Raw genomic sequence first — 249 nt, forward strand, 5'->3', positions numbered from 1 at the left:
GCCAAGGTTGCGTCATCAAACGGTTCGGGCGCCGGGTCCAGCAGGTCGGTTTCGAATTCGGCGATGGGCAGGAACAATGAGCGCGGGGTAGGGCCTGGGCCGGGCTCGGTAATCGGCTGGCCCTGGCTCATCACCACCGGGCGCATCCAGCTGTTGCTGATATCGAGCTGACGCTGCTGCTCGATCAGTTCCAGGGCACTGAATGGCTCGGGGGCAGGGGGCAGCAGCTTGGCTTCAAGCTCTGCCTTG

At 64.3% G+C, this 249-nt stretch carries 1 pseudogene; it reads right to left on the reverse strand.

Annotated elements, in window-relative coordinates:
• Positions 1–249 (reverse strand): annotated as a pseudogene (locus tag SB765_RS32195) (energy transducer TonB); the annotation flags it as partial.

The sequence above is a fragment of the Pseudomonas sp. SIMBA_067 genome (assembly GCF_046534675.1).
Classification (GTDB): Bacteria; Pseudomonadota; Gammaproteobacteria; order Pseudomonadales; family Pseudomonadaceae; genus Aquipseudomonas; species Aquipseudomonas putida.